This window comes from Curtobacterium flaccumfaciens, from assembly GCF_004361695.1.
GTDB classification, from domain to species: Bacteria; Actinomycetota; Actinomycetes; order Actinomycetales; family Microbacteriaceae; genus Curtobacterium; species Curtobacterium flaccumfaciens_B.
Map to the genome: position 1 here is coordinate 161,467 of NZ_SNVW01000008.1, position 19,079 is coordinate 180,545.

Annotated in this window: 17 protein-coding genes; 16 read left to right on the forward strand and 1 reads right to left on the reverse strand. The window is 69.9% G+C overall.

Annotated elements, in window-relative coordinates; all coding sequences use genetic code 11:
* The first annotated feature begins 85 nt into the window (after positions 1-85).
* The 10 genes from EDF64_RS12565 (at position 86) to EDF64_RS12610 (ending at position 10,839) form a co-directional block, all read left to right on the forward strand.
* The gene (locus EDF64_RS12565) at positions 86-373 is read left to right on the forward strand and encodes a YggT family protein (protein WP_432207029.1); all 288 of its coding nucleotides are present in this window, start codon (positions 86-88) and stop codon (positions 371-373) included.
* A 184-nt stretch (positions 374-557) separates the two neighbouring features.
* Positions 558-1,241, forward strand: a complete 684-nt coding sequence (locus EDF64_RS12570; protein WP_166645722.1) for a DivIVA domain-containing protein — start codon at positions 558-560, stop codon at positions 1,239-1,241.
* Positions 1,242-1,243: 2 nt separating this feature from the next.
* Positions 1,244-1,897, forward strand: coding sequence for a signal peptidase II (gene lspA / locus EDF64_RS12575; RefSeq protein WP_279512737.1), 654 nt, complete (start codon positions 1,244-1,246; stop codon positions 1,895-1,897).
* Positions 1,894-2,817, forward strand: coding sequence for an RluA family pseudouridine synthase (locus EDF64_RS12580; protein WP_133520328.1), 924 nt, complete (start codon positions 1,894-1,896; stop codon positions 2,815-2,817). The genes lspA and EDF64_RS12580 overlap by 4 nt, the downstream gene beginning before the upstream one ends.
* Positions 2,818-3,183: 366 nt before the next feature.
* Positions 3,184-6,666, forward strand: a complete 3,483-nt coding sequence (dnaE, locus tag EDF64_RS12585) for a DNA polymerase III subunit alpha (RefSeq protein WP_243736380.1) — start codon at positions 3,184-3,186, stop codon at positions 6,664-6,666.
* A gap of 11 nt (positions 6,667-6,677) precedes the next feature.
* Entirely contained in the window at positions 6,678-7,028 is a 351-nt protein-coding gene (locus tag EDF64_RS12590; protein ID WP_133520330.1) for a DUF2200 domain-containing protein, read from the forward strand.
* The gene (locus tag EDF64_RS12595) at positions 7,025-7,870 is read left to right on the forward strand and encodes a hypothetical protein (RefSeq protein WP_133520331.1); all 846 of its coding nucleotides are present in this window, start codon (positions 7,025-7,027) and stop codon (positions 7,868-7,870) included. Before EDF64_RS12590 ends, EDF64_RS12595 begins: the two co-directional genes overlap by 4 nt.
* A gap of 62 nt (positions 7,871-7,932) precedes the next feature.
* Entirely contained in the window at positions 7,933-9,240 is a 1,308-nt protein-coding gene (gene hisD, locus EDF64_RS12600; protein WP_133520332.1) for a histidinol dehydrogenase, read from the forward strand.
* Between the two features lie 13 nt (positions 9,241-9,253).
* Positions 9,254-9,766, forward strand: coding sequence for a transcriptional regulator NrdR (gene nrdR / locus EDF64_RS12605; RefSeq protein WP_133520333.1), 513 nt, complete (start codon positions 9,254-9,256; stop codon positions 9,764-9,766).
* Positions 9,763-10,839, forward strand: a complete 1,077-nt coding sequence (locus EDF64_RS12610; protein WP_133520334.1) for a quinone-dependent dihydroorotate dehydrogenase — start codon at positions 9,763-9,765, stop codon at positions 10,837-10,839. The genes nrdR and EDF64_RS12610 overlap by 4 nt, the downstream gene beginning before the upstream one ends.
* Before the next feature lie 685 nt (positions 10,840-11,524).
* On the opposite strand, the gene EDF64_RS12615 is transcribed toward EDF64_RS12610, so the two are convergent.
* The gene (locus EDF64_RS12615; RefSeq protein WP_133520335.1) at positions 11,525-12,100 is read right to left on the reverse strand and encodes a DUF3043 domain-containing protein; all 576 of its coding nucleotides are present in this window, start codon (positions 12,098-12,100) and stop codon (positions 11,525-11,527) included.
* Between the two features lie 53 nt (positions 12,101-12,153).
* Here EDF64_RS12615 and EDF64_RS12620 point away from each other — a divergent pair, with 53 nt between their 5' ends.
* The 6 genes from EDF64_RS12620 to EDF64_RS12645 all read left to right on the forward strand — a co-directional run bounded on the left by EDF64_RS12620 (position 12,154) and on the right by EDF64_RS12645 (position 18,916).
* A complete protein-coding gene (locus EDF64_RS12620) occupies positions 12,154-13,581 on the forward strand; it encodes a dipeptidase (RefSeq protein WP_133520336.1) in 1,428 nt (475 codons plus the stop codon).
* Positions 13,582-13,639: 58 nt separating this feature from the next.
* Positions 13,640-14,014 carry a HesB/IscA family protein gene (locus EDF64_RS12625; protein WP_133520337.1) on the forward strand — a complete coding sequence of 125 codons (375 nt, stop codon included), beginning with the start codon at positions 13,640-13,642 and terminating at the stop codon, positions 14,012-14,014.
* Positions 14,015-14,283: 269 nt separating this feature from the next.
* Positions 14,284-15,186, forward strand: coding sequence for an aa3-type cytochrome oxidase subunit II (gene ctaC, locus EDF64_RS12630; RefSeq protein WP_133520338.1), 903 nt, complete (start codon positions 14,284-14,286; stop codon positions 15,184-15,186).
* Positions 15,187-15,197: 11 nt separating this feature from the next.
* Positions 15,198-16,934, forward strand: a complete 1,737-nt coding sequence (gene ctaD, locus EDF64_RS12635; protein ID WP_208108901.1) for an aa3-type cytochrome oxidase subunit I — start codon at positions 15,198-15,200, stop codon at positions 16,932-16,934.
* A gap of 4 nt (positions 16,935-16,938) precedes the next feature.
* Positions 16,939-17,355, forward strand: coding sequence for a cytochrome c oxidase subunit 4 (locus EDF64_RS12640; RefSeq protein ID WP_133520339.1), 417 nt, complete (start codon positions 16,939-16,941; stop codon positions 17,353-17,355).
* Positions 17,356-17,542: 187 nt separating this feature from the next.
* Positions 17,543-18,916: a glucose-6-phosphate dehydrogenase gene (locus tag EDF64_RS12645; protein ID WP_133520340.1), complete on the forward strand. Its 1,374-nt coding sequence runs from the start codon at positions 17,543-17,545 to the stop codon at positions 18,914-18,916.
* Positions 18,917-19,079 lie beyond the last annotated feature (163 nt).

Consider the following 19,079-nt stretch of genomic DNA (forward strand, 5'->3'; position numbering starts at 1 on the left):
TCCCTCTGGCCCGAGCCCATCAGGCCCACCCGCCCCGTGAGCGACGTCACGTGACGACGCCCACCCGAGCCGAGCGAGCCCCATCGTGTCCGCGATCTTCACGATCCTGTACTTCCTCCTCCTGCTCTACTTCTTCGTGATGTGGGGACGGTTCGCGCTCGACATCGTGCAGGCGTACAACCGCTCCTGGCGGCCCCGCGGGGGACTCCTCGTGGTCTCCGAGGTCGTCTACACCCTGACCGACCCGCCGATCCGCACCGTCCGCAAGGCGCTTCCGCCGCTGCGGATGGGGCCGGTGGCGCTCGACTTCGGGTGGACGATCGTCATGCTCGTGGTCATCATCGCGATGACCATCGCCCGGGCGTTCATCTAGCCCAGCCCGACCACGACACGCGCCACGCCGCGGTCACGGTCACGGTTCTCGGCCGCCGTCGGTGTACGGTGGTCGGGATCGATGCTCGCTCCGGCGCAGCATCCGCACCGCAGGGAGCGACTGGTACATTCGGTCGCACCCGTAGCGGTTCCACACGTTCAGCAGTTCTATTGAGGTGACGGCAATGGCTTTGACGCCGGAAGACGTAGTCAACAAGCGGTTCCAGCCGACGAAGTTCCGCGAGGGCTACGACCAGGACGAGGTCGACGACTTCCTCGACGAGGTCGTGGTCGAGCTGCGTCGCCTGACGGCCGAGAACGACGAGCTCCGTCAGCGCCTGCAGGCCGCCGAGTCGGCCCCGCAGTCGGCGCAGGCCGAGCAGTCCGCTCCGACCCCCGAGCCCGAGCCGGAGCCCGCCCCCGTGGCCGCCGCCCCGGAGCCCGCTCCGGTCGCCGCAGCCGCGCCGGCCTCGACGGTCCCCGCCGACGAGGACACCGAGGGCACCACGAACCTCCTCACGCTCGCTCGCCGTCTCCACGAGGAGCACGTGCGTGAAGGCGTCGAGAAGCGCGACGCGCTCATCGCCGAGGGCACCGCCCAGGCAGCGCGTCTCGTCTCCGAGGCCGAGGCCAAGCAGCGCCAGATCATAGCCGACACCGAGAACACGAACCGTCAGCGTGTCGCGGTGCTCGAGCAGGAGCAGCGCCAGCTCGAGGGCAAGATCGACGAGCTCCGCACCTTCGAGCGCGACTACCGTGCGCAGCTCAAGAGCTACATCCAGGGCCAGCTCAACGAGCTGGACGGTTCGGGCACCGAGCAGTCCGGTCTCACCCCCGCGCCGGCATCGGCGCAGGGCTTCGGCAACTGACGTTGTCGCGACCAGCATCACGAGCGAAGGTCAGTGCACGCGCTATCGCGGCACTGGCCTTCGCCGCTGTCGTCGTGGTGGCGCTCGACCAGGGCGTGAAGGCGCTCGTCGTCGCGAACCTGCCGTACGGCACCGCGGTCCCCGTCCTCGGGAACGCCCTGCAGTTCTTCTACGTCCGGAACCCCGGCGCCGCGTTCTCGTTCGCGGTGAACATGACGTGGGTGTTCTCGATCGTCTCGACGGCCGTCGTCGTCGCGATCATCGTCTTCGCCCGACGGATCCGCTCGATGTGGTGGGCACTCGTGCTCGGCATGCTGCTCGGCGGGGCGCTCGGCAACCTGCTCGACCGGCTCTTCCGTGAGCCCGGCTTCGGCCGCGGTCACGTCGTGGACTTCATCTCGACACCGTGGATGATGCCGGCGATCTACAACATCGCCGACTCGTTCATCTGCATCAGCATGGTGATCTTCGTGCTGCTCGTGATCCTCGGGGTGAACCTCGACGGTTCCCGCGCGCTGACCGCGAAGCAGCAGCGCGCCCGGGACGCGGCCGGCCCCGGTACGCCCGAGTCGGACGGCACGCGGATCGCCGCCGCCTCCGACGACCCGCGCGCGCCGCGTGACGGGCGCGACACGCTGGGCCACGACGCCACGTGAGCGAGCAGCGCAGTCTGCCCGTGCCGGACGGGCTCGCCGGTGAGCGCGTCGACGCGGCCATCGCGAAGCTCCTCGGGTTCAGCCGGTCCTTCGCGGCCGACGTCGTCGCCGCCGGGGGCGTGCGCGTCGACGGGGCCGTCGTCGACAAGTCCGACCGGTTGCACGCCGACTCGTGGCTCGAGGTCGAGTGGACCCCGAAGGAAGCCCCGCGGATCATCCCCGTCGAGGTCCCCGGCATGACGGTCGTGCACGACGACGACGACATCATCGTCGTCGACAAGCCGATCGGCGTCGCCGCCCACCCGTCGCCCGGCTGGGACGGCCCGACGGTGCCCGGTGGCCTGGCCGCGGCCGGGTTCACCATCGCGACCTCGGGTGCCGCCGAGCGCGCGGGCATCGTGCACCGGCTCGACGTCGGCACCTCGGGCCTGATGGTCGTCGCGAAGACCGAGCTCGCCTACACGCACCTCAAGCGCGCCTTCAAGGAGCGCACGGTCGAGAAGGTCTACCACGCGCTCGCGCAGGGGCACCCGGACCCGACCTCCGGCACCGTCGACGCACCCATCGGCCGGCACCCGTCGAGCGACTGGAAGTTCGCGGTGACAGCGGACGGCAAGCCGAGCGTCACGCACTACGCGACGCTCGAGGCGTTCCGGTCCGCGACGCTGCTCGAGGTGCACCTCGAGACCGGTCGGACGCACCAGATCCGGGTGCACATGGCCGCGACGCGCCACCCGCTCGTCGGCGACACCATGTACGGGGCCGACCCCGTGCTCGCCGCGGAGCTCGGGTTGACGCGGCAGTGGCTCGACGCCGTGCGGCTCGGGTTCGAACACCCGCGCACCGGGCAGTGGGTGCAGTACGAGGCCTCGTACCCGGAGGACCTGCAGCTGGCGCTCGACCGCATCCGCGCCGCGTAGGCGGGCGTGCCTCGGGCCGGGCCTCCGGCCGGGCCCTCGGCGCGCTGAGGTCGCGCAATGTGCCGCCCGCGTGCCGCCGAGGCGGCACTTCGTGCGACCTCGACGACCGTCGCGCGGCGTGTCGTGCGATCTCGCGGGCGCCAGCCCGACGTGACCACCATTCGGCCAGGAGGCGCGTGCCGGGGCCGCCACGCGCCTCCAGGCCGTCAGGGCGTGCGTCCACCGACCGACTGCCGTGATCGACGTGCCCGGGAACGTCGCCGGTCGCCGTTAGGCTGTTCTTGCCCGCAGCAGCTTCGTCGAACCGGAGGTTCCGTGTCGGAATCCGACTCCTTCGTCCACCTGCACGTGCACAGCGAGTACTCGATGCTCGACGGTGCCGCCAGGCTCTCCGACCTCGTGGCGGAGACCGCCGCGCAGGGCATGCCCGCCGTGGCGGTGACCGACCACGGCAACATGTTCGGCGCGTTCGAGTTCTGGAAGGCCGCGAAGGCCGGCGGCGTGAAGCCGATCATCGGGACCGAGGCGTACATCACGCCGCGCACGCACCGGTCCGACAAGACCCGTGTGCGCTGGGGCGACGGCGGCGGGGACGACGTGTCCGGTGCGGGTTCGTACACGCACATGACGATGTTCGCCGAGAACACCACGGGCATGCACAACCTGTTCCGGCTGTCGTCGAAGGCCTCGCTCGAGGGGTACTACTTCAAGCCCCGCATGGACATCGAGCTCCTGCAGGAGTACCACGAGGGCATCATCGCCACGACGGGCTGCCCGTCGGGGGAGATCCAGACGCGCCTGCGCCTCGGCCAGTACGACGAGGCCGTCAAGGCCGCCGCCGACTACCGCGACATCTTCGGCAAGGAGAACTACTTCGCCGAGATCATGGACCACGGGCTCGAGATCGAGCGCCGGATCATGACCGACCTGATCCGCCTGGCGAAGGACCTCGACATCCCTCTGGTCGGCACGAACGACCTGCACTACACGCACGCGCACGACGCCAAGTCGCACGCCGCCCTGCTGTGCGTGCAGTCCGGCTCGACGCTCAACGACCCGAACCGGTTCAAGTTCGACGCCGACGAGTTCTACCTGAAGACGCCGGCGCAGATGCGGCACGTCTTCCGCGACAACCTCGAGGCCTGCGACAACACGCTGCTCATCGCCGAGCGGTGCAACGTCGAGTTCGACACCGCAGCCAACTACATGCCGAAGTTCCCCGTGCCCGAGGGCGAGACGGAGCACTCCTGGTTCGAGAAGGAAGTGGCGAAGGGGCTCGAGTACCGGTACCCGGGCGGCATCACGCAAGAGGTGCAGGAACGCGCCGACTACGAGGTCGGGATCATCAACCAGATGGGCTTCCCGGGGTACTTCCTCGTGGTCGCCGACTTCATCAACTGGTCGAAGAACAACGGCATCCGCGTCGGCCCGGGGCGTGGTTCCGGCGCCGGTTCGATGGTGGCGTACGCGATGCGCATCACCGACCTCGACCCGATCCGGCACGGCCTGATCTTCGAGCGGTTCCTCAACCCGGACCGCGTCTCCATGCCCGACTTCGACGTCGACTTCGACGACCGGCGCCGCGGTGAGGCGATCAAGTACGTCACCGAGAAGTACGGGTCCGAGCGCGTCGCGCAGATCGTCACGTACGGCACCATCAAGGCGAAGCAGGCGCTGAAGGACTCCTCCCGCGTCCTCGGCTTCCCGTTCGGCATGGGCGAGAAGCTCACCAAGGCGATGCCGCCGCCCGTGATGGGCAAGGACATCCCGCTCACCGGGATCTTCGACAAGGACCACCCCCGCTTCAAGGAAGCCGTCGACGTCCGCACGGTGGTCGAGACCGACCCCGAGGCCAAGACCGTGTTCGACACCGCGCTCGGGCTCGAGGGGCTGAAGCGCCAGTGGGGCGTGCACGCGGCCGGCGTCATCATGTCGAGCGACCCGCTGATCGACATCATCCCGATCATGAAGCGGGAGCAGGACGGCCAGATCGTCACGCAGTTCGACTACCCGGCAGCGGAGTCGCTCGGCCTGATCAAGATGGACTTCCTCGGGCTCCGGAACCTCACGATCATCAGTGACGCCCTCGAGAACATCAAGACGAACCGGGGTATCGACCTCGACCTCGAGACGATGGGGCTCGAGGACCCCGAGGCCTACGCGCTCCTGCAGCGCGGCGACACCCTCGGTGTGTTCCAGCTCGACGGCGGCCCGATGCGTGGCCTGCTGCGCCTGATGAAGCCGGACAACTTCGAGGACATCTCCGCGCTCATCGCCCTGTACCGTCCGGGGCCCATGGGTGCGAACTCGCACACGAACTACGCGCTCCGCAAGAACGGCGAGCAGGCGATCACGCCGATCCACCCGGAGCTCGCCGAGCCCCTGCAGGACATCATCGGCACGACCTACGGCCTGATCATCTACCAAGAGCAAGTGATGGCCATCGCGCAGAAGGTCGCCGGGTTCTCCCTCGGCCAAGCGGACATCCTCCGCCGCGCGATGGGCAAGAAGAAGAAGTCGGAGCTGGACAAGCAGTACGCCGGCTTCGAGAAGGGCATGCAGGACAACGGCTACTCGGCCGCGGCGATCAAGACGCTGTGGGACATCCTGCTGCCGTTCTCCGACTACGCGTTCAACAAGGCGCACTCGGCCGCGTACGGCGTGGTGTCCTTCTGGACGGCGTACCTCAAGGCCCACTACCCGGCCGAGTACATGGCCGCGCTGCTGACCTCGGTCGGTGACGCGCGTGACAAGCTCGCGCTCTACCTCAACGAGTGTCGCCGGATGGGCATCAAGGTCATGCCGCCGGACGTCAACGAGTCGATCGGGTTCTTCGCCGCCGTCGGCAACGACATCCGCTTCGGCATGGGTGCGATCCGCAACGTCGGCTTCAACGTCGTCGACGACATCGTGAAGGCCCGCACCGAGAAGGGCGCGTTCGAGTCCTTCCACGACTTCCTGCGGAAGATCCCGATCTCGTCGGCGAACAAGCGGACGGTCGAGTCGCTCATCAAGGCCGGCGCGTTCGACGAGTTCGGCGATTCCCGCCGGGCGCTCGTGGAGATCCACGAGGGCGCGGTCGAGGGCGCGGTGAAGGTCAAGCGCGACGAGGCCAACGGCAACGTCGGGTTCGACTTCGACTCGCTCTTCGCCGAGGTCGCCGAGGAACAGCCCGCCGCGGCCGCCGTGTCGCAGGTACCGGATCGTCCGGAGTGGTCGAAGCGCGACAAGCTCGCGTTCGAGCGCGACATGCTCGGGCTCTACGTCTCCGACCACCCGCTGGCCGGGCTCGAGATCGAGCTCGCGAAGCACCAGTCGATCACCATCGCCGACCTGCTCACCGCTGACGACTCGATCGAGGGCGAGACCGTCACGGTCGCCGGCCTGCTGACGAGCGTGCAGCACCGGGTCGCGAAGACGAGCGGCAACCCGTACGGCATCGTCGACATCGAGGACTTCGGCGGCCAGATCGGCGTCATGTTCCTCGGCAAGACGTACCAGGAGTTCGGCCCGTCCCTCGTGGCGGACTCGATCGTGGTGCTCCGTGGCCGGGTCAACGTGCGCGACGACGGCAAGGCCCTGCACGCGGTGAGCATGTTCCAGCCGAACGTGGGCGACGCGATGGGCTCGGGGCCGCTGACCCTCAGCGTGCCCGAGCGGCAGGCGACCACGACGACCGTCACCGAACTCGCGGCCGTGCTCAGCCGGCACAGCGGCGCGACCGAGGTGCGACTCCGCCTGCTGAAGGACGACGTCGCACGCACGTTCGAGCTGCCGTTCCCGGTCAACCTCACCCCGGACCTGTTCGGCGAGCTGAAGAGCCTGCTCGGCCCGCGCTGCCTGGTGTGAGCGGGTCGCGCATGAGCGGTCACCGGATCTTCGGGACGCCCGTCGCGGCGGTCTACCCGCACTACCTGGCGAAGGTGGAGCGGAAGGGCCACACGAAGGCGGAGCTCGACACCGTCATCGAGTGGCTCACCGGGTTCGACGACCGGGCGCTCGCGCAGCACCTCGCCGACGAGACCTCGTTCGAGGACTTCTTCGCGGCCGCGCACCTCAACCCGAACGCGCCGCTCATCACCGGGGTGATCTGCGGCGTCCGGATCGAGGAGCTCGAGGACCCGCTCATGCGGCAGATCCGGTACCTCGACAAGCTCGTCGACGAGGTCGCGAAGGGCCGGCCGATGGCGAAGGTCCTGCGGACCGCGTGAACGACGCGGCCGCGGCGGCGCCGTCCGCCGGGGCGCTGGCGGCCTTCGGCGTGGGGGAGTCCGTGCCCGTCCCGCTCGCCGGCGGCCGTGGCCTGACCTGGCGAGCCGGCGACGTCGTCCTGCGCCCGCACGACGGAGCGGCGGAGACCGACTGGCGCTCCGGCGTCCTCGCCACGCTCGAGCACACGGCCGGGTTCCGCACGCCGCGACCGATCGCCACGGCCGACGGGCACTGGCGCGCCGGCCGGTGGGAAGCGTGGGAGTGGCTGCCCGCGGTCGCCGACGAGACCCGCGTCGAGGACGTCATCCGGGCGGGCGCGGCCTTCCACCGTGCGATCGCCCACCTCGACCGTCCGGCGTTCCTCGACGGGGCCGACGACGCCTGGAGCCGCGCGGACCGCATGGCCTGGGGCGAGCTGCCGCTGCAGCGGCCGCTCTCGCTGCCGAGCGACCCGTCGACCGCCCTGCTGTCCGATCCGTCGCGCGCCCGGTCGCTGGACCGGCTCGCCGCTGCGTTCCGCCCCGTGCGGGCGCCTGCTCAGCTCGTGCACCGCGACCTGCTCGGCAACGTCCTGTTCGCCGACGGGCAGCCGCCCGCCGTGATCGACTGGTCGCCCACCTGGCGCCCGGCCGGGTTCGGGGCGGCGATCGCGGCGGTGGACGCGGTCTGCTGGCACGGGGTGCCGCCCTCGCGGCTCGGGCCGCTCGGCGACGGCATCGCCGAGTGGGGGCAGCTGCTGGTGCGGGCGCTCGCGTTCCGGATCGCCACGCTGCACCTGCTCGGCGCGTGGGACGCGGACGGCGAGGCGCGGCACCGCCCGGTCGTCGACGCGCTCGTCTGAGCGTGGGCGACGACCGCCGGGGCACGTCACGGACAGGTGCCCTCGGTAGGCTTGGCACCCTGATGATGCAGCGAATCGACCTCCGCGGCGGCCTCCCCGCCCGTGCCGAACTCCTCCGACTCATGCCGCGCGCCGCGGGCGACGTCTCGCACGCCGTCGACGCAGCACGCGAGCTGGTGGAGGCCGTGCGGCACGACGGCGCGGACGCGCTCCGCGAGCAGGCCGAACGGTTCGACGGGGGAGCGCCGGCGCACGTCCGGGTCCCCGCCGCCGAGATCGCCGCCGCGGTCGCCGGGCTGACCCCGGCTCTGCGGGAGGCCCTCGACGAAGCGATCCGCCGCGTCCGGGCAGCGAGTGCCGCGCAGGTGCCGTCCCCGTCTGTGACGACCCTGGCCGACGGCGCCGAGGTGCGCCAGCGCTGGCAGCCGATGCGGCGCGTCGGGCTCTACGTCCCCGGGGGCAAGGCCGTCTACCCCTCCAGCGTCGTCATGAACGTCGTCCCCGCCCAGGTCGCCGGGGTCGGGTCGATCGCCCTCGTGTCCCCGCCGCAGCGCGACCACGGCGGTGCGGTGCACCCGACGATCCTCGCGGCCGCCGGGCTCCTCGGCATCGACGAGGTGTACGCGATGGGCGGTGCCGGTGCGATCGGTGCCCTGGCGTACGGCGTCGCGTCGATCGACCTCGAGCCGGTCGACCTCGTGACCGGGCCGGGCAACAACTACGTCGCGGCGGCGAAGCGGATCGTGCGCGGCACCGTCGGCATCGACTCCGAGGCCGGCGCGACCGAGATCCTCGTGATCGCCGACGACACCGCGGACCCCGGGTACGTCGCCGCCGACCTCATCAGCCAGGCCGAGCACGACGAGCAGGCCGGCAGTGTGCTGGTGACGACGTCGGCGACGTTCGCCGATGCGGTGGAAGCCGCCATCCCGGAGCGGGTGGCTGCCCTGGGGACGGCTGCGCGCCTCCAGGCCGCACTCGACGGACCGCAGTCGGCGGTCGTGCTCGTGGACTCGCTGGCCGACGCCGCGACCGTGAGCAACGCGTACGGGCCGGAGCACCTCGAGATCCAGACCGCCGACGACGACGCGGTGCTCGCGCAGATCGACGCCGCCGGAGCGGTGTTCGTCGGACCGAGCACCCCGGTGAGCCTCGGCGACTACCTGGCCGGGTCGAACCACGTCCTGCCGACCGGGGGGCAGGCGCGCTTCGGCTCCGGGCTGTCCGCGTCGACGTTCCTCCGCCCGCAGCAGGTCATCCGCTACACGGCGGCCGCCCTCGCCGAGGTCGGGTCGCACATCGTCGCGCTCTCGACCGAGGAACAGCTCCCCGCGCACGGCGCCGCCGTGACGGAGCGCACGACCCGATAGCCTGGGGGACGCCATGTTCTGCCCCTTCTGCCGCCACCCGGACTCCCGCGTCGTCGACTCCCGGACGAGCGACGACGGAACCTCCATCCGCCGCCGTCGTCAGTGCCCCAACTGCGGGCGCCGTTTCTCGACCACCGAGACCGCATCGCTCAACGTGGTGAAGCGCAACGGCGTGACCGAACCGTTCAGCCGCGACAAGATCGTGTCCGGCGTGCGCAAGGCGTGCCAGGGCCGACCGGTCACCGACGGCGACCTCGCGGTGCTCGCGCAGCGGGTGGAGGAGACCGTCCGCGCCTCCGGCTCGAGCCAGATCGACGCGAACGACATCGGGCTCGCGATCCTCGCGCCGCTCCGCGAGCTCGACGAGGTCGCCTACCTGCGGTTCGCCAGCGTCTACCAGGCGTTCGACTCGCTCGACGACTTCGAGGACGCCATCACGCAGCTCCGGATCGACCACCACGGACGCCGGACCGACGCCGGCTCCGGCGCGGCCGGCACATCGGCGTCCGCCGGTGCGGGCGCATGAGCGGCGTCGCGGAACGACTGATCCGTGGCGGGTACGCCGTCGTCTTCCGGTCCGTGTTCGCGAACATGGACCCGGAGCGCGCCCACCACATCGCCTTCGCGGTCATCAAGGTCCTGCCGCACGTGCCGATCGTCGGCCGGCTGGTCGAGCGGTACTCCCGCCCGTCGGCGCTCGACGGCGTCACCACGATGGGCATCCACTTCCCGTCGCGCTTCGGCCTCGCCGCCGGCTTCGACAAGGACGCCCGGGCCATCGCCGGCCTCGGGGTCCTGGGGTTCGGGCACGTCGAGGTCGGCACCATCACCGCGAAGGCGCAGCCCGGCAACGAACGACCGCGGCTCTTCCGGCTCATCGCCGACCGCGCGCTCGTCAACCGGATGGGCTTCAACAACCACGGAGCCGCCGCGGCCGCCCGACGGCTCGAACGCGCGCGCCGCAACCCCGGACGCCCGGTCATCGGCGTCAACATCGGCAAGAGCCGGGTGGTCGACGTCGCCGACGCGATCGACGACTACCTCGAGTCCACCCGCCGGCTGGCCCCCTTCGCCGACTACCTGGCGGTCAACGTCAGCTCGCCGAACACGCCTGGGCTGCGCGGACTGCAGGAGCTCGACCAGCTCCGCCCGCTGCTCACCGCCGTGCACGACGCCGCCGGCCGGGTCCCCGTGCTCGTGAAGATCGCGCCGGACCTCGACGACGAGCAGATCGACGCGATCGCCGGGCTCGCGGTGGAGCTCGGGCTCGACGGTGTCATCGCGAACAACACCACGGTCTCCCGTGCGGGGCTCCAGACCCCGGCGGACGAGGTCGCGGCGATGGGTGCCGGGGGACTCTCCGGCGCGCCGGTCGCCGAGCGATCGCTCGAGGTGCTCCGGCGGGTCCGGGCTGCGGTGCCGTCGGACTTCTGCGTCATCGCCGTCGGAGGCGTGACGAGCGAGCAGGACGTGCAGGACCGGATCGACGCGGGGGCCACCCTCGTGCAGGGCTACACGGCGTTCCTCTACGAGGGGCCGACCTGGGCCACGCGGATCAACCGCCTGCGGCGTCGGCGGTTGCGGCGCGCGGCGCGCTGACGCCGGGCCCCTGTCGTGGGGCCCGTTCGGGCGGGCCGGTTCCGCGCGGTCTGTCGGTGGCGCGAGCGGGCACGACACGCCGCTCAGGTCCGCCGAGCGGGCGCAACCGGCCCGTTGGGTGCGCCGAGCGCGACGAATTGCGCCCGCTCGCCGAGGCGTCCCACGCGCGGCGCGGCGCTCGCTCGCCGGGGCGTCCCGCGCGCGGCGGTCGCGGCTTCGCGAGTGGGCGGGACTCGCCGCTCAGGTTCGCCGAGGGGGCGCAACCGGCCGAACGTGCGCGCCGAGCGTGCCGTGTTCGGCCCGCTCGTGGGGTCGCCCCCGGCGCGGCGTGACCAGGTGACGGCCTGGAGGCGCGGGTCGGCCCCGTACCGCGCCTCCAGTCCGTCGGTGGTGCGTCGAGGTCGCGCGACACGCCGCGTGAAGTGCGTCGAGATCGCACCAAGTGTCGCCGTCGGGGGCGTTGGGCGGCACGTTCTGCGATCTCGAGGGCGCCCTCGGCTGTCGGACGCAGCTTGCGGCGAGGTCGCGCGACAGGCCGCGTGCGGTGCGTCGAGATCGCACAACGTGTCGCCGTCGGTGGCTTTGGGCGGCACGTTCTGCGATCTCGGCCCGCGCCCGCGCCCGCGCCTGCGCGCCGGACGCGACGAAGCGCCGCCCGGCGAGCCGGGCGGCGCTTCGTGGAGGGTCAGCGGGTCGGGTACTGCCCGCGCTTGACCTGCGGCTTCGGCAGGCGCAGGAAGCGCAGCTGCCAGGCGCGCGTGAGGATGTAGAGGAACGTCCCGCGCTGCATCGAGCCGAACTTGGCGGTGAGCTTCTTCCGGAACGACAGCCACAGCACGATGCAGTCGAGCACGAAGAGAGCGACGAACGCCCACACGAGCAGCAGCGCGTACGACGCGATGACGGTCTGCGAGGCGGCGAACCCGACGATGAGGAACAGCACGAGCACCGGCATCATGATCTCGCCGACGTTCCAGCGGGCATCGATCCAGTCGCGCACGAACTTGCGCTGCTCGCCCTTGTCCTTGGCGGGCAGGTAGCGCTCCTCGCCGTTGGCCATGCCGACGCGGGCCTTCTCACGCTCGTTGGTGAGCCGGGCGCGTGCGGCCTTCTTGTCCTCTGCCGAGCCACCGACGATGGGACGGCGGTTGGCTGCCTCGCGCTCCCGACGGGTCGGCGTCGGACGGCCCTTGCCCTGCTCGAGGAGTTCTTCCTCGGTGGGGTTCACGGTCGTGTTGGTCTTGGGGGCTGCCTTCGCCACGGTGCGTTCCTAACGGCGGTGTGCGTGCTGGATCGTCCTCTAGATTACCGGGCATGACCGACACCGAACAGCACAGCCCCGCGACCGACCCCGCGCTCCTCGACGCCCTGCGCGAACACGTGCACGGTGCGCTGCCCACGACGATCGCCGATCTGTCCGCGCTGGTGCGGATCCCGTCGGTGTCGTGGTCGGCGTTCGACGAGTCGCACGTGCTCGCGAGCGCGCGTGCCGTGGCGGACCTGGCGCTGAGCACCGGGGTCTTCGCCGAGGACCAGGTCGAGATCATCCGTTCAGCGATCAGCGACGACGAACCGCTCGAGCTCGGCCAGCCCGCCGTGCTCGCCGTCCGCCCGGCCCGCAACGGCAAGCCGACGGTGATGCTCTACGCCCACCACGACGTGCAGCCGCAGGGCGACGACGCCCTGTGGGAGACGCCGCCGTTCGAGCCGACGCTCCGCGGCGACCGTCTGTACGGCCGGGGCGCCTCGGACGACAAGGCCGGCGTGATGACCCACATCGCCGCGCTGCGGGCGGTCCACGCGCAGTTCGGTGACGACCTCGACCTCGGGGTCGTGCTGTTCGTCGAGGGCGAGGAGGAGTTCGGCTCCCGGTCGTTCCGCACCTTCCTGCGCGAGCAGAAGGAGCACCTGGCGGCGGACGTCATCGTCGTCGCGGACAGCGACAACTGGTCCACCGAGGTCCCGTCGATCACGGTGTCCCTGCGCGGCAACGTCACGTTCAAGCTGACCCTGACGACGCTCGAGCACGCCAGCCACAGCGGCATGTTCGGGGGAGCGGCGCCGGATGCGATGATCCCGATGGTGCGACTGCTCGCCTCCCTGCACGACGACGCGGGCTCGGTCGCGGTCGAGGGGCTCACCTCGTACGAGGCCGACGTCCCGGACCGCTCCGACGCGGAACTCGCGAAGGACGCGGCGCTGCTGCCCGGTGTGACGCCGGTCGGCCGCGGTCAGGTGCTGTCGCGGATGTGGTTCCAGCCGTCGATCACCGTGACCGGCATGGACGTCCCGAGCGTCGCGAACGCCTCGAACACGCTGCTGCCGACCGTGTCCGCCCGCGTCTCGATCCGGGTCGCCCCCGGCCAGGCAGCGACGGAGGCGTACGCGGCGGTCGAGCGGCACCTCCGCGACCACGTGCCGTTCGGTGCACGGCTCGAGATCTCGGAGCCGGACGCCGGCGACGGGTTCCTCGTCGACACCGCCGGCTGGGCCGTCCAGGAGGCGCGGATCGCCATGGCCGAGGGCTGGGGCAACGAGGCGGTCGAGCAGGGCATCGGCGGGTCCATCCCGTTCGTGTCCGACCTGGCCGCCGAGTTCCCGGACGCGCAGATCCTGGTGACCGGCGTCGAGGACCCGGACACCCGTGCGCACAGCCCGAACGAGTCCCAGCACCTCGGCGTCCTGCACCGGGCCATCGCATCCGAGACGATCCTGCTGGCGCGTCTCGCGACTCGCGGGTGACGGTGCTTACAATCGACGCAGGCGCGGTGAACCACACCGCCCGGAGGGAGACGCGCGGATGAGCGACACCATCACCGACAACGCACCGACGACCGAGGCGCCGTCGCACGGCGTCCTGCTCAGCGACGCGGCCGCGGCGAAGGTGGCGAGCCTCCTCGAGCAGGAGGGCCGCGACGACCTCCGCCTGCGCCTCGCCGTGCAGCCCGGCGGCTGCTCGGGTCTGATCTACCAGCTCTACTTCGACGAGCGTCTGCTCGACGGGGACGCCAGCGTCGAGTTCGGCGCCGGCGTCGAGGTCGTCGTCGACAAGATGAGCGTGCCGTACCTCGACGGTGCTTCGATCGACTTCGAGGACACCATCCAGAAGCAGGGCTTCACCATCGACAACCCCAACGCGCAGGGCAGCTGCGCGTGCGGTGACAGCTTCCACTGAGCGACGCCGATCCGGTACACGAGCGGGGAGCGACCGACACGGTCGCTCCCCGCTCGTGTGTTCTCCGGGCGTGCCCCGGCGGAGCTCCGGCCATGACCAGGGAAAACGCCGCTGCGAGGGGTGCGCATCGCGGCTCGGGGTGTGTCGCGTGTGCGCGAGCGGTGCCGAGCTGCGAGTAAGCTAGGAGTGTTCCAACCAACCTGGAAGTCAGCCATGTGCGACCTCTGCGTCGCAGGCTGTGCCGGTTTCACGTCTTCCGAGAGGTAACAGTGCGTTCGAATCGCCGTATACGTTGGGCGGCCGTCCCGGTGGCCGTCGGTCTGGTCATCGCACTGGCTGGCTGCACGCAGCAGCAGCTGAACGGATGGCTCCCCGGCACGGAGGAGACGAAGGACGTCACCAACCACACGAGCCGCATCGTCGGCCTGTGGACCACCAGCTGGGTCGTCCTGCTCGCGGTCGGTCTGATCGTCTGGGGCCTCATCATCTGGGCCGCCATCGTCTACCGCCGCCGCAAGGGCCAGACCGGCCTGCCGGTGCAGATGCGGTACAACATGCCGCTCGAGATCTTCTACACGATCGTGCCGCTGATCCTGGTGCTCGGCTTCTTCGCCTTCACCGCGAAGGACCAGGCCGCGATCGAGAAGCCCTTCACCAACCCGGACGCCACCGTGCACGTGTACGGCAAGCGCTGGGCGTGGGACTTCAACTACATCGACCAGAAGAACCCCGACGAGAGCGTCTACTACCAGGGCATCCAGGCCCAGGAAGAAGAGAACGGCAACGGGGCGATCGACGAGTCGCAGCTCCCGACCCTGTACCTGCCCCAGGGCAAGAAGGTCAAGATCGAGCTCTCCTCGCGCGACGTCGACCACTCCTTCTGGATCATCGACTTCCTGTACAAGAAGGACATGCTCCCCGGGAAGACGAACTACGAGTACTTCATCCCGGAGAAGCTCGGCACGTACCAGGGCAAGTGCGCGGAGCTGTGCGGTGAGTACCACTCGCTCATGCTCTTCCAGGTGAAGGTCGTGACGCCGACCGAGTACAACCAGTACCTCGCGGAGCTCAAGGACCAGGGCAAGGTCGGTCTGCTCGGCAACGAGTACAACACCAACACCAACGAACCGGACAACAAGGCGCCCGTCACGGCGTCGAGCGAGAACAAGTAGGGGCTCGTCAGATGACAACGTCACTCGTCGGCCAGCCGACCAGGCCCTCGACGCCGGACTTCCAGGCGTCGAAGGTCGGCCGGAAGGGCAACATCATCGTCCGGTGGATCACCTCCACGGACCACAAGACCATCGGGTACATGTACCTGATCGCCTCGTTCATCTTCTTCCTGCTTGCAGGTGTGATGGCGCTCGTGATCCGTGCCCAGCTCTTCGAGCCCGGCCTGCACGTGGTCGCGACGAAGGAGCAGTACAACCAGCTCTTCACGATGCACGGCACGATCATGCTGCTGATGTTCGCGACGCCGCTCTTCTCGGGCTTCGCGAACGCGATCATGCCGCTGCAGATCGGTGCGCCGGACGTCGCCTTCCCGCGTCTGAACGGCTTCGCCTTCTGGCTCTACCTGTTCGGCTCGCTCATCGCCGTCGGTGGCTTCCTCACCCCGCAGGGCGCCGCGTCGTTCGGGTGGTTCGCCTACGCGCCACTGAGTGACACGACGTTCACACCAGGACTCGGTGGGACACTCTGGGTCTTCGGACTCGGCATGACCGGCTTCTCGACGATCCTCGGCGCGGTGAACTTCATCACGACGATCATCACGATGCGCGCTCCGGGCATGACGATGTTCCGCATGTCGATCTTCACGTGGAACACCCTCGTGACGGCCCTGCTCGTGCTGATGGCCTTCCCGGTCCTCGCAGCCGCCCTGTTCGGCCTCGGTCTCGACCGCGTGTTCAACGCCCAGATCTTCAACCCGGCGAACGGTGGAGCCCTGCTCTGGCAGCACCTCTTCTGGTTCTTCGGCCACCCCGAGGTCTACATCATCGCGCTGCCGTTCTTCGGCATCGTGTCCGAGGTCTTCCCGGTCTTCAGCCGCAAGCCGATCTTCGGGTACAAGACCCTCGTCTACGCGACCATCTCCATCGCGGCCCTGTCGGTCACGGTGTGGGCGCACCACATGTACGTCACCGGTGGCGTCCTGCTCCCGTGGTTCTCGCTGATGACGATGCTCATCGCGGTCCCGACCGGCGTGAAGATCTTCAACTGGGTCGGCACGATGTGGCGCGGCTCGGTCACGTTCGAGACCCCGCTCCTCTGGGCCGTCGGCTTCCTCATCACGTTCACGTTCGGTGGTCTCACCGGTGTGATCCTGGCGTCGCCGCCGCTCGACTTCCACGTGTCCGACTCGTACTTCGTCGTCGCGCACTTCCACTACGTGGTCTTCGGCACCGTCGTGTTCGCGATGTTCTCCGGCTTCTACTTCTGGTGGCCGAAGTGGACCGGCAAGATGCTCAACGAGCGCCTCGGCAAGATCCACTTCTGGCTCCTGTTCATCGGCTTCCACACGACGTTCCTCATCCAGCACTGGCTGGGCGTCATCGGCATGCCGCGTCGCTACGCGACGTATCTGCCGAACGACGGCTTCACCTGGATGAACCAGCTGTCGACGATCGGCTCGATGATCCTCGCGATCTCGTTCCTGCCGTTCATCTTCAACGTCTACGTCACCGCTCGGAACGCACCGAAGGTCGCCGTGAACGACCCCTGGGGCTACGGCCGCTCGCTCGAGTGGGCGACCAGCTGCCCGCCGCCGCGGCACAACTTCACGTCGATCCCGCGGATCCGTTCGGAGTCGCCGGCGTTCGACCTGAACCACCCGGAAGCGGGTGTGCCGATCGGTGTCGGTCCTGCGAAGGACGCTCCGGACGCTCCGACCTACGACGCCGCGAAGGGCGAGGTGAAGTAAGGCGATGCGCGCCAACACCAATCTGTTCTGGATCCTCTTCGGGTTCTTCATCCTCGCGGACGCCGCGTACACCATCTGGTCGCTCATCTACTACGGCGAGCCGGAGTGGGTCGGCACCGTGGCCATCGGCCTCACCGGGATCATGTCCGCGTTCATCGCGTTCTACCTCGGCAAGGTCATGTCCTCGCAGGGCGGCGTCCTGCCCGAGGACCGTCCGGACGCCAACATCGAGGACGGCGACGCCGAGCTCGGGCACTTCAGCCCGTGGTCGTGGTGGCCGATCCTGCTGGCAGCCTCGACGGCGGTCGTCTTCCTCGGCGTCGCAGCCGGCCTCTGGATCGTGCCGATCGGTCTCGCCCTCGTGGCGGTCACCCTCGTCGGCTGGGTCTACGAGTACTACCGCGGCAACTTCGGTCACTGACCTGACGCTGCAGCGCACCTGACACATTCGGGCGGCACCACCTCGGTGCCGCCCGACGTGCGTCCGGGCCGGACTGCATGCCAGCAACCCCACCAGCATCCCGGTCCCCGAACCGGGAATCATCCGGCCCGCGCGCGGCTTGCCCTCAAGCGGACTACCTCCACCACAGCGAAAGGAGTCACCCCCGGTGACCGACAAGCGCACTCTCATCATCTTCGGCGCGACGGGCGACCTCGCCTCCCGCCTGCTGCTGCCGGGTCTCGGCACGTTCCTGCAGAGCGGTCGAGCGGTTCCCGTCCAGCTCATCGGCACCGGGCGCAGCGCCCGCAGCGACGAGCAGTGGAAGGACATCGTCACGAAGTCCTTCGCGTCGCAGGACGTGAAGGGCCCGGAGGTCGACGCCACCATCGCGTCGACCGAGTTCATCCAGGGTGACCCGACCGACCCCGAGCACCTCAAGGCCCTGCTCGCCGCGGCGGACAACGAGCCGGTGCTCTACTTCGCCCTGCCCCCGCAGATCGCCTCGGACATCTGCGAGGCCCTGCAGCAGGTCGAGCTCCCCGCGGGCACGACCCTGGCGTTCGAGAAGCCGTTCGGCACCGACGTCGCCAGCGCCGAGGCCCTCAACGAGACGGTCCTCAAGCTCGTCCCCGAGGAGCGCGTGCACCGCACCGACCACTTCCTCGGTCGCACCACGGTCCTCAACATCATCGGTCTGCGCTTCGCGAACCGCCTGTTCGAGCCGATCTGGAACGCGGACAACATCGAGAAGGTCGACGTCTTCTACGACGAGACCCTCGGTCTCGAGAACCGCGCGCAGTACTACGACGAGGCCGGTGCGATGGTCGACATGATCCAGTCGCACCTGCTGCAGATCCTCGGCCTCGTGACGATGGACGCCCCGTCCGCGATCGACGCCGTCGAGTTCCGTTCGTCCCTCGCTCGTGTGCTGCGGTCGACCCGCCTCAAGGGCGACGACCCGAAGATCGCCTCGCGTCGCGCCGTCTACACGGCCGGCACGATCGACGGCAAGGACCTGCCGTCGTACCAGGACGAGGACGGCGTCGACCCGTCGCGCAAGACGGAGACCCTCGCCGAGATCTCGGTCGAGGTCGACACCGCCCGCTGGAAGGGCGTGCCCTTCACCCTCCGCTCCGGCAAGGCGCTCGGCGCCAGCCGCAAGGAGGTCCTCATCACGTTCAAGCCGGTGACGCGTCTGCCCTCCGGCCTGACCGGTCGCCCGAAGACCGACACGCTGCGCATCGTCCTCAACCCGGACGAGATCGAGCTGACCGTGTCGGCGAACGGTGGCGGCAACCCGTTCGAGATGGGGCAGGTCACCCTGTCGTCCTCGTTCGCGGACGGTGAGCTCACCCCCTACGGCGAGGTCCTCAACGGCATCTTCCACGACGACCCGCTGCTCTCGATCCGCGGCGACGTGGCCGAGCGTTGCTGGGAGATCGTGGAGCCGGTCGTCAAGGCCTGGAAGGCCGACGAGGTCCCGCTCGAGGAGTACCGCGCCGGTTCGCGCGGTCCGGCGGACTGGGAGTCCTCGTCCTGAGTCGGTGACCCCCTGACGGACTGGAGGCGGGGGGGCCGCGGGGCCCCCCCCCCCCCCCCCGGGGGGGGGGGGGGGCGGGCCCCCCCCCCCCCCCCGGCGGGCCCCGATGGCGGCGGGGTGGGGGGCGGGCACCCCCGCCGGGGGGGCGGCGCCCCCGGCGGGC

What these genes read in the sequence shown, in the direction of transcription:
- EDF64_RS12570 (WP_166645722.1), top strand. Translation starts at nt 558, where the DNA reads ATGGCTTTGACGCCGGAAGACGTAGTCAACAAGCGGTTCCAGCCGACG.
- EDF64_RS12590 (WP_133520330.1), top strand. Translation starts at nt 6,678, where the DNA reads ATGAGCGGTCACCGGATCTTCGGGACGCCCGTCGCGGCGGTCTACCCG.
- ctaD (WP_208108901.1), top strand. Translation starts at nt 15,198, where the DNA reads ATGACAACGTCACTCGTCGGCCAGCCGACCAGGCCCTCGACGCCGGAC.
- EDF64_RS12640 (WP_133520339.1), top strand. Translation starts at nt 16,939, where the DNA reads ATGCGCGCCAACACCAATCTGTTCTGGATCCTCTTCGGGTTCTTCATC.
- EDF64_RS12625 (WP_133520337.1), top strand. Translation starts at nt 13,640, where the DNA reads ATGAGCGACACCATCACCGACAACGCACCGACGACCGAGGCGCCGTCG.
- EDF64_RS12610 (WP_133520334.1), top strand. Translation starts at nt 9,763, where the DNA reads ATGAGCGGCGTCGCGGAACGACTGATCCGTGGCGGGTACGCCGTCGTC.
- hisD (WP_133520332.1), top strand. Translation starts at nt 7,933, where the DNA reads ATGATGCAGCGAATCGACCTCCGCGGCGGCCTCCCCGCCCGTGCCGAA.
- dnaE (WP_243736380.1), top strand. Translation starts at nt 3,184, where the DNA reads ATGCTCGACGGTGCCGCCAGGCTCTCCGACCTCGTGGCGGAGACCGCC.
- EDF64_RS12620 (WP_133520336.1), top strand. Translation starts at nt 12,154, where the DNA reads ATGACCGACACCGAACAGCACAGCCCCGCGACCGACCCCGCGCTCCTC.
- nrdR (WP_133520333.1), top strand. Translation starts at nt 9,254, where the DNA reads ATGTTCTGCCCCTTCTGCCGCCACCCGGACTCCCGCGTCGTCGACTCC.